Annotated in this window: 10 protein-coding genes; 5 read left to right on the top strand and 5 right to left on the bottom strand. The window is 34.2% G+C overall.

The window, feature by feature from the left end; translation table 11 throughout:
- Window positions 1–18: 18 nt before the first annotated feature.
- The gene (locus tag MODO_RS00170; protein ID WP_006257338.1) at window positions 19–786 is read right to left on the bottom strand and encodes a mechanosensitive ion channel family protein; all 768 of its coding nucleotides are present in this window, start codon (window positions 784–786) and stop codon (window positions 19–21) included.
- A 3-nt stretch (window positions 787–789) separates the two neighbouring features.
- Complete coding sequence (locus MODO_RS00165) at window positions 790–2,793, bottom strand: thioredoxin domain-containing protein (RefSeq protein ID WP_036496592.1); 2,004 nt, start codon at window positions 2,791–2,793, stop codon at window positions 790–792.
- 152 nt (window positions 2,794–2,945) lie between these two features.
- On the opposite strand from MODO_RS00165, the gene MODO_RS00160 reads away from it, so the two are divergent.
- Window positions 2,946–5,225, top strand: a complete 2,280-nt coding sequence (locus MODO_RS00160; protein ID WP_006257336.1) for an inorganic phosphate transporter — start codon at window positions 2,946–2,948, stop codon at window positions 5,223–5,225.
- Window positions 5,226–5,400: 175 nt separating this feature from the next.
- Here MODO_RS00160 and MODO_RS00155 read toward each other — a convergent pair whose 3' ends face one another.
- Window positions 5,401–6,300 (bottom strand): NifU family protein, encoded by a 900-nt coding sequence (locus tag MODO_RS00155; RefSeq protein WP_006257335.1) that lies wholly within the window; start codon window positions 6,298–6,300, stop codon window positions 5,401–5,403.
- A gap of 126 nt (window positions 6,301–6,426) precedes the next feature.
- Here MODO_RS00155 and MODO_RS00150 point away from each other — a divergent pair, with 126 nt between their 5' ends.
- The 3 genes from MODO_RS00150 to MODO_RS00140 are packed head-to-tail and all read left to right on the top strand — an operon-like array spanning window position 6,427 to window position 10,613.
- Entirely contained in the window at window positions 6,427–9,042 is a 2,616-nt protein-coding gene (locus MODO_RS00150) for a T9SS type B sorting domain-containing protein (RefSeq protein WP_006257334.1), read from the top strand.
- A 7-nt stretch (window positions 9,043–9,049) separates the two neighbouring features.
- Entirely contained in the window at window positions 9,050–10,054 is a 1,005-nt protein-coding gene (locus tag MODO_RS00145) for a PorP/SprF family type IX secretion system membrane protein (protein WP_006257333.1), read from the top strand.
- 49 nt (window positions 10,055–10,103) lie between these two features.
- Window positions 10,104–10,613, top strand: coding sequence for a gamma carbonic anhydrase family protein (locus MODO_RS00140; protein ID WP_006257332.1), 510 nt, complete (start codon window positions 10,104–10,106; stop codon window positions 10,611–10,613).
- A gap of 178 nt (window positions 10,614–10,791) precedes the next feature.
- Here the strand turns inward: MODO_RS00140 and MODO_RS00135 are convergent, their stop codons facing one another.
- Both MODO_RS00135 and MODO_RS00130 read right to left on the bottom strand, forming a co-directional pair.
- A complete protein-coding gene (locus MODO_RS00135; RefSeq protein ID WP_006257331.1) occupies window positions 10,792–11,562 on the bottom strand; it encodes an alpha/beta fold hydrolase in 771 nt (256 codons plus the stop codon).
- Window positions 11,562–12,275 (bottom strand): pyridoxine 5'-phosphate synthase, encoded by a 714-nt coding sequence (locus MODO_RS00130; RefSeq protein WP_006257330.1) that lies wholly within the window; start codon window positions 12,273–12,275, stop codon window positions 11,562–11,564. The genes MODO_RS00135 and MODO_RS00130 overlap by 1 nt, the downstream gene beginning before the upstream one ends.
- Window positions 12,276–12,369: 94 nt before the next feature.
- Here MODO_RS00130 and MODO_RS00125 point away from each other — a divergent pair, with 94 nt between their 5' ends.
- Window positions 12,370–13,038 carry a CBS domain-containing protein gene (locus tag MODO_RS00125; protein ID WP_006257329.1) on the top strand — a complete coding sequence of 223 codons (669 nt, stop codon included), beginning with the start codon at window positions 12,370–12,372 and terminating at the stop codon, window positions 13,036–13,038.
- The last annotated feature ends 1 nt before the right edge of the window (window position 13,039 follow it).

Raw genomic sequence — 13,039 nt, 5'->3', positions numbered from 1 at the left:
TTATTGAATAATTATCTATTATAGCGCATCACTAATTTCTCTCGCTTTTAAGAGTACATAAGATGTAGCAACGGTAAAGTTATCATTCTCTACCCATATCTGTACGGTGTACGTAATCTTAGTATCTAATAACTCTCTGATTAATATTCTAGGTCTTGGTTGTGAAAGTACTTTGTCATAGGAATCTAGCTCCTCTTGTAGTTTTTCTATAAAGACTGTTGTGTTTTTAAGTAGAGTTGTTTGCACTGCTATTTCAGCTCTTCTAAGGTTGTTCTGTGTAATATTTTTAATCTTACCATTAGATAGTACTCCGTTAGGGATATACACTATATTGTTCTGATAAGTTAGTACCTGAGTGGAGAAGATATGTATGGTTAGTACTTTACCTGTTTCTCCCTGTGCCTCTATAATATCTCCTATTCTAAATGGTTTAAATAGAATAATTAATACACCTCCAGCGAAGTTACTCAATGATCCTTGTAATGAAAGACCAATGGCTAAACTCATTGCACCAATAATGGCTACAAAAGAACTAGTTTGTATACCAAGCTTTGAGGCGATGATAACAAATAAGAGTATTCGCATTCCCCAGATTAATACATCTAGAATAAAGCTAGAGAAAGTAGGGTCTATATTCTTTTTTAAGAATATTCTTTTTGCTAATCTCTGTAAGAAGCGAATAACCCATAGACCTATACCTAAGATGATAAGTGAAGTCACTATCTCAGGTATATAGGTAATAATATCTTCAATGTATCTAGATAATAAAGTATCTAATTTTTGCATATTTTATAAAGTATAATTATCTATCTGTGTATGATCTGTATCAGGTGCTAAGCACGCTCTCTCTATACAAATATAATGTAAAGTCTCTTCTGTAGGTGTATACTTAGCTAAGTAAGGGACAGTCGATGGTGAGGATACTGAGAATACAGAAGCTCTCGTTATTATGTTTTCTCTTCTCGATAGATTGTGTTGAAGAGCATCTGCACCCACCCATGTTAACTCAAGTGGTTGCTCTAAATATAGTTGTAGCAATAGCCAATGTGAGTATGCTGAAGGATAATCAACAGTAGAGAGTACAGTATTCGTCATATTAATTGTGAGATCACTGTAGTAACTATTCTCGTATAGCAAACCGAGTTTGTATAAATTTATAGCCATAATCGCGTTAGAAGAAGGGATAACATTATCCTCTGTTTCTATCGCTGGTGTAATAGTATCTTCTTGGTTATGCTTGCTAAAATAAAAGAACTTGCTCTCGTGATCTAAGAAGTGGTCTAAAGAGTAGTCCATAAGATTTTTGGCTTCTGTGATGTATTGTTGTTCTTCTGTGTGTTCAAATAGATAAATTAATCCTTGTATATAAAAGGCATAATCGTCTAAGAAAGCTTCTATCTTGGCATTTCCATCTTTATACGTACGCAATAGTCCACGCTCTTCACACCATAGGTTATTGTGGATGAATAGGTGTAATGCTTTAGCTTGTTCTAGATAAGCTGTGTTTTGAGTAGCCGTGTATGCATCTAATAATCCTGTGATGTACATAGCATTCCACGAAGTGAGTGTTTTGTCATCTAGGCGTGGCTTAGGTCTATTCGCTCTATACTGTCTTAGAGCTGTTTCCCATTGCTTTTTTTTATTTTCTAAGTCTTCAAGAGGGATATTATTCTCGTTAGCGATATCTATTAATTCACGGGTTTGGATTAATACATATTGGTTGTTCTCCCAATGTCCAAAAGAATTGATATTAAATACAGTACTGAATAAAGGGAAATCTTGTTGGACTAATTCTTTTAATTCTTCTATTGTCCAAATATAGAAAGCACCTTCTTCCAGCTGGTTGTGACTGTCTAAACTGTCTGCATCTAGTGCTGAATAATATCCTCCTTCACCATTAGCCCAATTGTTAGTAATAAAATTAATTGTCTTGTCAATAACTTCTTTGTAGAGTTTATTGTGAGTACGTTTATATCCATCTGCATATACAGATAACAGTTGTGCATTGTCATAAAGCATTTTTTCGAAGTGAGGAATATGCCATTTATGATCGACAGAATATCTAGAGAAACCACCTTCTACTGTATCAAATAGACCTCCCCATGCCATTCTAGTTAACGTAAGGTCTATGTATTCTAATAGTTGTTGATCTCGGTGTAATACTCCTTTTTTCTGTAAGTATAGTAAGTTAGTAGGCATCATGAACTTTGGCGCTCGTGTATACCCTCCATATTCCCAATCAAAACTCTTTTTCCAATTCTCTAATACAAGGTCTGTATTGAATCTAGATTCCTCTTGTGCTATAGGTGCTTGACTTAGAATAGATATTCCTTCTTGTAGTTGTGTTGCGAAATCTAGTACAGTATCGCGTTTTTCTTTGTACAGGTGATGTAACTGTGATAAAGAATCTATCCAATTTTGTCTTTTAAAATAAGTTCCTCCCCATATTGGTCTACCATCAGGCAAACAAACAACATTTAAAGGCCATCCTCCTTGTTTTGTCATAATTTGGATTGCTTTCATATAGAAGTTATCTAGATGAGGAAGCTCTTCACGATCAACCTTGATAGAGATAAAATGTTGATTCATAAGATCTGCTACCTCTTGGTTCTCAAAACTTTCTTTTTCCATAACATGACACCAGTGACAAGTAGAGTATCCTATGCTGATAATAAGAAGTTTGTCTTCCTGCTCAGCTAGTGTTAAAGTTTCCTTATTCCACGCTTTCCAATAAATAGGGTTATTGGCATGTTGTAATAAATAAGGGCTTGATTCTAAGTGTAATAAATTCATGATGAGATTATGATATTGTTGTTGCTTAACAAAAGTAGTCAAATGTATTTTAACTATAAAAAGAAGCTGAAGGATTAATAACGTTAAGTTAACATAGGTATGAATTATTATAATCAATTTTGCGGCACACTTAATTTAAATAGAATTTATAAATGGAACAGATTTTTATTGTAATGCTTATAGCCCTTGGGGTATTAGCTATTATCGATTTAACTGTTGGAGTAAGTAACGATGCGGTGAACTTCTTGAATTCAGCATTGGGTTCAAAAGCGGTTACTTTTAAGACAATTATGATTGTAGCTTCACTAGGTATTCTAGTAGGAGCGATATTTTCAGGAGGGATGATGGAGATAGCCCGAAGTGGTATATTCGTCCCTAGTATGTTCTCCTTTAATGATGTGATGGTCATCTTCCTCGCGGTGATGATTACCGATGTACTACTTCTGGATGTGTTTAACTCTTTAGGGTTGCCAACATCTACTACAGTATCTATTGTTTTCGAATTATTAGGTTCTGCAGTATGTCTTGCTGTAATCAAAATCGTATCTAATAACGATAGCTGGTCTATGTTGCCAGATTATATCAATACGGAGAAGGCCACCGAGATTGTAGTCAGTATATTACTGTCAGTAATACTTTCTTTTACGTTAGGTACTTTAGTACAATACGTTTCTAGGTTGATCTTTACCTTCCAAGTGGAACAAAAGTTAAAATACTTCGGAGCGATATTCGGAGGGGTAGCTATTACTGCTATTACTTTCTTTATCTTGGTAAAAGGATTAAAAGGTGCAAGTTTTATTACAAAAGAAACTAGTAACTGGATTGGAGATAATCAGTTAACTATTATAGGGATTAGTTTAGTGTTTTGGACTATATTCTCTCAATTACTGATGAGTATCTTTAAGTTAAATATACTTAGAGTAATTATCGTTATCGGAACATTTGCATTAGCATTGGCTTTTGCAGGTAATGACTTAGTGAACTTTATAGGTGTGCCTATTGCAGCATTCCAATCATTTGAGTTCTTTATGGCATCGGGTCAGTCTCCTGATACTTATATGATGCATAAGTTAGCAGAAGAGAGTGTAGTTGCTCCTTTCTATTTTTTAGCCATTGCAGGTATTATCATGGTGTATACTTTATGGACATCTAAGAAAGCGAAGAATGTAATCGAGACAGAAATGAGCTTGGCAAGACAAGATACAGGAAGTACAGAGGAGAAATTCTCACCTAATATTCTGTCTAAGGTTATCGTTAGAGGTATGGTGTTAATCGGTATGGGAGTGAATTACTTCTTGCCAAAATCACTACAGCTCAAAATGGATAAGCGCTTTGAGATTCCTAAGAAACCAAAGAGTAGAACTCCAAAGGATGAACCAGCATTCGATATGGTACGTGCTTCAGTGAACCTTATTGTGGCGAGTATCTTGATCTCTATCGGTACTTCTATGAAATTACCACTATCAACTACTTATGTGACTTTTATGGTGGCGATGGGTACATCATTTGCGGATAGAGCATGGGATAGAGACTCAGCTGTGTATCGTGTAGCAGGGGTGTTTAATGTGATAGGTGGTTGGTTCGTAACAGCTATTGTAGCATTTATTGCTTCTTTTGTGATCGCTTATGTATTAAAAATAGGAGAGATCTACGCTTTAGTAGGAATGTTAATTCTAGTGGGAATTTTATTATACAGAAGTAATAAAATGTATAATAAGAAGACAAAAGAAAAAGCAGATAATGAAGCGAAGTTAGATAGCGTTGATATTATGACTATCCAAGGGGTAGCTTCAGAAAGTTCTTCTCAAATCGCTAATGTGATTACAAGAGCAAATGAATTATATACTTCGGTGATAGATGGTGTGGCTCTGCAAGAATTGACAGAATTAAAGAAAAGTAGAAAGCAGCTTAAGAAGCTAGAAAAAGAAGTGGATAACTTACGTGGTAATGTGTACTTCTTTATTAAAAATCTAGATGAAACTTCTGTAGAAGCAAGTAAATTCTATGTATTGACACTAGGGTATCTACAAGATATGATTAAGTCTATCAATTTTATTGCTCAGAATAGTTATACGCATATTGACAATAACCATAAGAAACTGAAGTTTAATCAAATTAGAGATTTAAAACTAATAGATAAAAAGCTTCAAGTATTATTCGATAAAGTAATCATATTATTTACAGAAGAAAAATTCTCTGAGATAGAAGAAATCCTACAGGAAAAAGATGATTTAATCGCTACTGTAGATAAGTTAATCCAGAAACAAATCATTCGTATTCGTACGACAGAGACAAGTCCTAAAAATAGTAAGTTATACTTCTCTATTTTATTTGAGACTGATGATCTAATCAAGTCTACAATTGGATTGTTAGAATTGTTTCGAGATTTCGAAATTGATGTTAAGAGGAAGTCATTCAAAAGAATGAGCTAATCTATATTTAATTTAAGTGAAGAAATGAGGTTGCCTAGGCAACCTCATTTTGTTTTTATGATATTTAGGAGTGTAATGAAGTAGATTTCTGATTTTCTACCTTCTACTTAGATAATAAAGCACAAAAAAAGGTAGCATTTATAATGCTACCTTTTTCTTTATATCTAGTTGTTTACTATCCGTTATAAGCTTCTACAATGATTTTCTCATCGTTAAGCATATGTCTTAGCATTCCTTCTATACCATTCTTTAAAGTGAATGTAGAAGAAGGACATCCGCTACATGCTCCTTGTAAAAGTACATGTACAATATTAGACTCCTGGTCATATTTTTGGAAAGCGATATTACCACCATCAGCTTGTACAGCAGGTTTTACGTTTTCTTCAAGGATATTAATGATGCGTTGAGACTTTTCATCTAAAGAGTCAAAGTGTTCGTCAGCTGCCGCCTCAATTGCTTTAACATCATGAATAAGCGATTCGTCTACTGCTAGATTACCATTTTCTAAGAACTCTTTGATAAAGGCACGAGTAACCTGTACTAATTGATCCCATTCGAAAGAGTCATATTTAGAAATAGAAACATAGTTCTCATCAATGAATACTTCTTTAACGAAAGATTGTTTAAAAAGCTCTTTAGCAAGAGGAGAAGCACTAGCTTCATCTATATTTTTAAACTCTACACCTTTTTTTGTTAATAATTTATTGGCAACGAATTTAATTACTGAAGGATTTGGTGTTGATTCAGCGTAAATAGTAATTGGTTGCTTTTTTATTTCTTTTTTAGAATCTATTAAGATTTTCTTACCTTTAGCCAAGAATAGTTCTATCTGATCTGCAACGGTTTCTTTTACATCATCCCACTCGACAATTGAAAATTTTTCGATGGCGATAAAATTATTTGAGATATAAACCGTTTTAACAAAAGGAAGATAGAATAATTCCTTCGCTAAAGGTGATTCTGCAGTCTCATCAATATTTTTGAACTCGTGGTTTTCTCCCTTAGCTATAAAATCTGGTAAAACAAATTTTATAATTGTTGGGTTTGACGTATTTTGAATTTGTATTTTTGACATGTTAATTTAGTTTTTTTCAAAATTAGCAAAGAAAAATGCTAAGCGTCACGAAGATAAGATTTTTAAACAATTAATTAACATTAGTAAGCACTAACAATTTAATATAGCGATAAAATGGGCAAAAGAATGTGGCTTTCATTATTTGTACTTTCAGGAGTTCTGTCAGTAGGAGCTGTAGCTGGAGGTATAAACCCTTTTGAATATCTAGGTAATAGAGAGATAGTTGAGGTATATAATGACCAAGATGAGCCAAAACCTGAGGTGAAAGTTGGGAAACCTCATGATATAGAACAGGCTCTTCCAAAGAATAGCACATCAGGGAATTTTAGAGTATTCTTAGGTGAGGCAATAAAAAACAAAACAACTGGATTAGTTGTAGATGCTGAGGGAAATGCTATTGTTCCTGAAGGATATATCTATAGTTTTCACAATACTCAAGATGAAGCTAATCGCAATACGAATAAAATAATAAGCGAAATTCTTTATGAGGATAAGTTTAATCCTACTACAGCACCATTGACTAGGTTTCTTAGAGTGCAATCTGTAGTAGATGCTACAAAAGTAACGGTTAGCCCATTTTTAATTAAAGTGAAGCCAGAAGAAGGAGCTACATTAAATGATAGAGTTACAGGACGTCCTGATCAGTATCAAAATGCTGATAAAGAAGGTAATGCTACATTTGTTTTGTTAGAGGATAAAAACCAGTTGTACTACGGAAATTCTAATACAGAGCTTTTCAAAGTAGATGGTACTAGTAAAACTAAGCTAACAGATGCTGAGATTAATAAGTTTACTACAAATAAGAACCAATTAATTGAAGCGAAGATCGTTCTTGATGGAGAGACTGCTACACGTCAGTTCACGCTTTTTGTAGAGAAGTTAAAAGTGAGTGGCGTTAACCCAGTATTAGAATCTGTAGAGACAAGAAAAGACGATACAAATAGATATGGTAATTACGACTTGAAAAAGACAATACCTGCTTTATTAGGCACTGGTGAAAATCCAGACTATTATACGATTACTTTTCACAAGACTGCTTATGATGCTCAGAGAAATGAGAATCCAATAGATATCTCTAAACCTTATGAGGGAGCGCATGGGACAGATGCTACTGCACGCATTTCTTATAAGTTGGCTAAATCAGCTAATCCTCTTGTATCAACAAGTCAGAAAGTAGTGTTTAAAGTAATAGATAAACCAATTATTCCTCCTCTTCAGAATGTTTCTTATTGTGATAGTAAGATTGCTTCATACAGTTTGACTATAGATGGTCAAACAAAAGTAATAGCTGATGGGCGTACCATAGCTACAGATGAAGAACAAGCAGCAGAAGGATTTGATCCTAAGGGAAAATATTCTATAGGATATTTTAATTCAGAGGAAGACGCAATCGCGAATACAAATAAAATAGTAGGAGTAGAGATAACAGTGAAGTTAAATGAGACTCGCAAGATATGGGCTCGTTTAACGAATTTAGAAGATAAGAATTTCAATACTGCTTTTTTCTACGCTTCTTTAGGATATGATAATTTAAAGACAGCAGAAGTGTCAACTCAAGTTTTTCATTACTGTCAAGTAGAAAATAATACAGGAGAATCTACTGTGAATTTAAGAAGATATGAGGGGACTGTAATGGGGAAAACTTCTATTACAAATACACCAAACTTAAATCCTACAGATAAAATAACAACTGTATATTATGAAAATGAAAAGGATGCAGAAGCTGATGTAAACCGTATGCCTGAGAGTAAAGTAACGGCTTACCCTATTAAGATGGGAGAAGTAAAAGGACCGATTTATACTAGAGTGATCATGACGGAAGGTTTCGATTGTAAGGCGGATAATTACTCTTCTTTTAAAGTTTCTCTTGGGGTAGAATTAGCTATAGATTATTTCCCTAAAGAAAGCACTCAACAACTTTGTATTAATACAGAGACGAATGAAATAGCTCCTGTCGTATTAAGTGTGGAGAATAAGGATGTAAAAGGTAGACCTATTGTTATAACATGGCAATATGAAGTAAGTCGAGAGAATGGGTGGATAGTGTATAATACAGTACCTGGAAGTGGGAACCAGACTTCGATTAAGATAGATAAATCTGGTAATTATAGAGCAATAGCAAGCTATGCTACTTCTCCTTATCCTGGAGTACAGTCTTGTTCAACAGAGACGATAGTATGGACAGTAAAAGCACCACCAGTAGCGGTAGTGGAAGGAGTAGATGCAACAGGAATGCTGAACAGTATGGAGATTGATGAAAAAGGAGAGACGATGGTGCGCTTAGGTGTATTAGATGGAGGAACAAGTCCTATTACAGATGGTTATGATTTTGCTATTGATAATAGTGCATTCCAACCTTCAAGTCAGTTTTATAATATACCAATAGGAGAACATATTGCTTATGCAAGAAATAGAGTAACAGGATGTTCTACATCAGTTAAATTCTCAGTGTTTGGTTATCCTAAGTATTTTACTCCTAATGGAGATGGATATAATGATACATGGAATATACCAGGTCTAAAAGGACACAATGAGGCTCGTATTTATATCTATGATCGTTCAGGTAGATTATTAAAACAGTTAAGCCCACATACAGAGGGATGGGATGGAACATGGAATGGAAAACCGATGCCGTCTACAGATTATTGGTTCACTGTGGAGTTTGTAAATGATTTTAAAGCTCCGAATGATATGAATGGACGTAAGGTAAGTTATAAAGGACACTTTTCTTTAAAAAGATAATTAAGTTATGAATATAATAAAGAAGCGCTATTTAGCTATAGCATTATTGATTTCTCAAATTGGTTTTGCACAAGAAGGACTAACGGTAAATTCTGAATATTTAGCAGATAACTATTATCTTTTACATCCTGCTATGGCAGGTATTAAGAATAGTACGAATGTTAGATTGACTGTAAGACAACAGTGGAGTGGTGTAGATGATGCTCCTCGTCTTATGACAATGAATGCCAGTACTCGTCTAACCGATCAATCAGCTATCGGAATTATCGGATTCAATGATAAGAATGGTTATCACTCACAGACTGGTTTTAAAGCGACGTATGCTCACCATATTACCTTTAGTGAGTCACGTTATGACTTAAACCAATTGTCATTTGGATTGAGTGCAGGTTTTGCTCAGACGAAGTTAGATGAGAGTGAGTTTGGAGGATTTGATCCTAATGTAGCAGGAGGACTAGAATTAAAAGATTCTTATTTCTCAGTTGATTTTGGTGCAGCTTATCACTATCAGAATTTCTTCTCTATGTTTACAGTGAAGAATGCGGTAACGAGTTCTAGTAAATTATACTCGGATACAGAGAGCAATAACTTTAGAAAATATATTTTAGGTGCAGGGTATGCATTTGGAAATACGAGATATGGAACAGGTTGGATCTATGAGCCATCTATATTAGCTCAGTATACTGAAGAGCGTGAGGATTTTGCACTAGATGTTAATATGAAGGTTTATAGACAGTTTGATTTTGGTAAGATTTGGGCTGGAGCGTCTTTTAGATCTAACTTTAATGGAACAGATTATTTCGAGAATGGGAAGTCTAAAACACAACGTTATCAGTATATCTCTCCAATGCTAGGAGGAAACTATAAGAATGTTAGTTTTGCATACTCTTATACTAAACTAATGGGAGATCTTACTTTCGGTGATGGTGCTTTCCATCAGTTTACAGTAGGGTTTAATATATTTCCTAAACGTACAAGTTTAGAGTGTAATTGTCCAACTGCAAAAGATTAAATAATAAAAAAATCCCGATATTTATCGGGATTTTTTATTGCTATATATTATGATTATAAAAGAAATAAGAGGAAAATATCCTCAAATACCTGAGGACTGCTATGTGGCAGAGAATGCCACTATAGTAGGTGATGTTACATTCGGAGAGAAGTGTAGTGTATGGTTCAATGCTGTCATTCGCGGTGATGTGAATTCTATTACGATAGGCGATAAGGTGAATATACAAGATGGGGCTATTGTCCATTGTACCTACTTAAAGCATCCGACTGTGATCGGTAATAATGTTTCTATAGGGCATAATGCTATGGTGCATGGATGTACAATACATGATAATGTATTAATTGGTATGGGAGCTATTGTAATGGATAATTGTGTTGTACACAGCAATACAATAATTGCTGCTGGCGCTGTTGTCACTCAGAATACGGTAGTAGAGGCAGGTTCTATATATGCTGGTATGCCTGCTAAAAAGGTAAAAGATATAAGTGCGTCAGACTTTGGGGGTGAGGTAGAGCGTATAGCAGATAATTATGTGATGTATTCTAGTTGGTACAAATGATTAATTAAGAATTAAGAATTTGTACAATTATATACAAGTTGTAGGTAATATACATAAAGTCGCGGTAACGAGAACAAGGCGAATGAGAACAAGGCGAATGAGAACTACATTTTACATATAAATAAAGGTCTAATACTGACGAAGTATTAGACCTTTATTATAAGTGATATTTTTTTGTCTATCCTAGAAACTCTTTAACGATATCGAAGAACATTTGAGGGTTCTCTGCATGTAACCAATGTCCTGTATTTGGAATCGTTTTGATGATTGCATTAGGGAAGTGTTCTTGGATAAGTACTTCATCCTTTTCTTGAATGTACTTAGAGTTTCCCCCTCTAATGAATAACGTGTCTCCTGTGTATTCAGCACCTTCTTCTACACCTTCACCTACGACATCTTCATTTTGATTAAAAGCATTCAGATTGAATCTGAAACCTAGTTGTCCTGGTTCTACCCAGTATAAACTTTTTAATAAGAAAAGTCGTGTACCGATTTCGGGAATATGAGAAGCGATGGTTTCTTCTACTTCTTTTCGACTTGGTTTAGTAGAGAAGTCAACAGCGTTAAGCGCTGCTAATATATCCTGATGATGTGGGGCGTAGCTGCGCGGTGAAATATCTGCTACAATTAGTTTTTCTACTTTAGCTGGGTAACGAGTGGCTAACTTCATCGCTACTTTTCCTCCCATAGAGTGTCCTAATATGATAGCATCACATATAGCGTGATAATCCATATAACGAACGATGTCCTCTACCATAAAATCATAAGACCAATCGTCAGAATGAAAACTGCGACCGTGATTTCTAAGATCTAATAGGTGTACTTCGTAACCTACTTCTGCCATTTGTTTACCAAAAGTATTCCAGTTGTCAGACATTCCCATATATCCATGCATAACAATTAAAGGGATACCTTCGCCTTCTATTTTAGAGTATAATATATCTGCCATTATTGTAATTTTCTGATGTACATATTTACTACATTTTCTAATCCTAGGTAAAGAGATTCAGATATTAAGGCATGACCTATAGAAACCTCTAGTAGGTTAGGAATATTGTTTTTAAAGAATTCAATGTTGTCAAGACTTAAATCGTGTCCTGCATTAATTCCTAATCCAAGTTGGTTTGCTAATTCAGCAGCTTGAGTATAAGGTATGATAGCGTTTTCATTTCCTTTTGCATATTCAGCAGCAAAGTTTTCAGTATATAACTCAATGCGGTCAGCACCTACAACTTTAGCACCTTCTACCATTTCTAATACTGGATCTATGAAAATAGAAGTACGAATATTACGTGATTTACACTCTTGAATTACTTCTTGTAAGAATGCTTTGTGTTTAATGGTATCCCATCCAGCATTAGAAGTAAGTGCATCTACAGCATCGGGAACTAATGTTACTTGGGTAGGTTTGCACTCATATACTAAGTTTAAGAAGTTATCCATAGGATTACCTTCTATATTATATTCAGTGTAGACTACGTCTACTAAATCACGTGCATCTTGATAACGAATATGTCTTTCGTCAGGTCTAGGGTGTATAGTTACTCCTTGAGCTCCGAATTTTTGTACATCTTTGGCTACTTGCAATAAATTAGGAACATCTCCTCCTCTTGAGTTTCTTAGAGTAGCAATTTTGTTGATATTAACAGATAGCTTAGTCATAAAATAAAGTTTTAAAGACAAAAATACAAACTATAATTAACGTCTATTGTTTTATTTTTGATTATTTTGCACTTCTAAATAATAACCTTGAATTATGTTATCTCCTGACTTCTTTCTACTCACAGATTATCCTATCTGTAAATTGAATACGCTTATTAAAGATGTACTTCCTTATCTAGAAAAAAGTAATTATTCTCATCTTCCTGTGGTGAATAAAGATGAAATCTGGATTGGCAATATCAATACAGAAGATATTTATACAGCTGATATCGATAGCACTATTCAGGATGTTATGTATGATTTAGATAAGTTCTACCTTTTAGAGTCTTCGAATTTGAATCCTTTTGATTTTTTTGATTTGTTTAGTCAGTGTGATACGAATACTATTCCGCTATTAGACGAAGAAGGTAAAGTAAAAGGAATATATTCTAAAGAATATTTGTTAAATGAATGGAGTAAAACAATGTTTTTTGATGAAAAGGGTACTACTTTTGTCATTGAAAAAGGACATTTAGATTACAGTTTCTCAGAAATAACACAAATAGTAGAAGGTAACAATGCTAAAATGATAGGTCTATTACTATTGTCTAACAATAATCATAATACTCAACTATTAGTTAAAACTAATAGTGTCAATACAAAGGTTATTTTAGATGACTTAAGACGTTATGGTTATGAGATAGTCAGTACACTTTCTGAAGATACGCATATTAATGATCTAAAGGAAAGAACAGAATACCTTAATAAATATCTAAACATATAAT

It is taken from the genome of Myroides odoratimimus (assembly GCF_001485415.1).
In the GTDB taxonomy this organism is placed as follows: domain Bacteria; phylum Bacteroidota; class Bacteroidia; order Flavobacteriales; family Flavobacteriaceae; genus Flavobacterium; species Flavobacterium odoratimimum.
This window is presented reverse-complemented; position numbering and strand designations above follow the sequence as displayed.

Excerpts from the sequence above, each read along its gene's own strand:
- MODO_RS00135 (WP_006257331.1), bottom strand. The coding sequence starts at position 11,562 with ATGGCAGATATATTATACTCTAAAATAGAAGGCGAAGGTATCCCTTTA.
- MODO_RS00160 (WP_006257336.1), top strand. The coding sequence starts at position 2,946 with ATGGAACAGATTTTTATTGTAATGCTTATAGCCCTTGGGGTATTAGCT.
- MODO_RS00155 (WP_006257335.1), bottom strand. The coding sequence starts at position 6,300 with ATGTCAAAAATACAAATTCAAAATACGTCAAACCCAACAATTATAAAA.
- MODO_RS00145 (WP_006257333.1), top strand. The coding sequence starts at position 9,050 with ATGAATATAATAAAGAAGCGCTATTTAGCTATAGCATTATTGATTTCT.
- MODO_RS00125 (WP_006257329.1), top strand. The coding sequence starts at position 12,370 with ATGTTATCTCCTGACTTCTTTCTACTCACAGATTATCCTATCTGTAAA.
- MODO_RS00165 (WP_036496592.1), bottom strand. The coding sequence starts at position 2,793 with ATGAATTTATTACACTTAGAATCAAGCCCTTATTTATTACAACATGCC.
- MODO_RS00140 (WP_006257332.1), top strand. The coding sequence starts at position 10,104 with ATGATTATAAAAGAAATAAGAGGAAAATATCCTCAAATACCTGAGGAC.
- MODO_RS00170 (WP_006257338.1), bottom strand. The coding sequence starts at position 786 with ATGCAAAAATTAGATACTTTATTATCTAGATACATTGAAGATATTATT.
- MODO_RS00130 (WP_006257330.1), bottom strand. The coding sequence starts at position 12,275 with ATGACTAAGCTATCTGTTAATATCAACAAAATTGCTACTCTAAGAAAC.
- MODO_RS00150 (WP_006257334.1), top strand. The coding sequence starts at position 6,427 with ATGTGGCTTTCATTATTTGTACTTTCAGGAGTTCTGTCAGTAGGAGCT.